The organism is Luedemannella helvata (assembly GCF_039528415.1).
GTDB classification, from domain to species: domain Bacteria; phylum Actinomycetota; class Actinomycetes; order Mycobacteriales; family Micromonosporaceae; genus Luedemannella; species Luedemannella helvata.
The window spans coordinates 1-516 of record NZ_BAAALS010000141.1; the positions used below are offsets into that span (position 1 = coordinate 1).

The 516-nt window shown below is 68.8% G+C and carries 1 protein-coding gene; it reads right to left on the bottom strand.

Annotation, left to right across the window (positions count from 1 at the left end; genetic code table 11):
- The coding region (locus ABD191_RS29155) for an MBL fold metallo-hydrolase RNA specificity domain-containing protein (RefSeq protein ID WP_344089217.1) at nucleotides 1-491 on the bottom strand (491 nt) is incomplete at its 3' end.
- Nucleotides 492-516 lie beyond the last annotated feature (25 nt).

The window sequence follows — 516 nt, forward strand, 5'->3', positions numbered from 1 at the left end:
ACCGAGATGAAGCCCTCCTCCGAGAGGATGCGGCGGTCCTTCAGGTCGGCGTCGGTGATCTCGCCGACGGTCGAGCCGTCGACGTAGACGAATCCGAGGTCGAGCTGGCCGACGACGTCGACTCGGCCGTCCTTCAGGTCGAGCACCGTGCCGTTCTCGGCGAGGAACGTGCGCTCGGGCGCGATGCCCGTGTCCTGCGCGAGACGGGCGTTGGCGACGAGGTGGCGGAACTCGCCGTGCACCGGCAGGACATTGCGCGGCTGCAGGATGTTGTAGCAGTAGAGCAGCTCGCCCGCGGCGGCGTGGCCCGAGACGTGCACCTTCGCGTTGCCCTTGTGCACGACGTTGGCGCCGAGCTTGGTGAGGCCGTCGATGACGCGGTACACCGCGTTCTCGTTGCCCGGGATCAGGCTCGAGGCCAGGATGACCGTGTCGCCCTCGCCGATCTCGATCTGGTGGTCGCGGTTGGCCATGCGGCTCAGGACGGCCATCGGCTCGCCCTGGGACCCGGTCGAC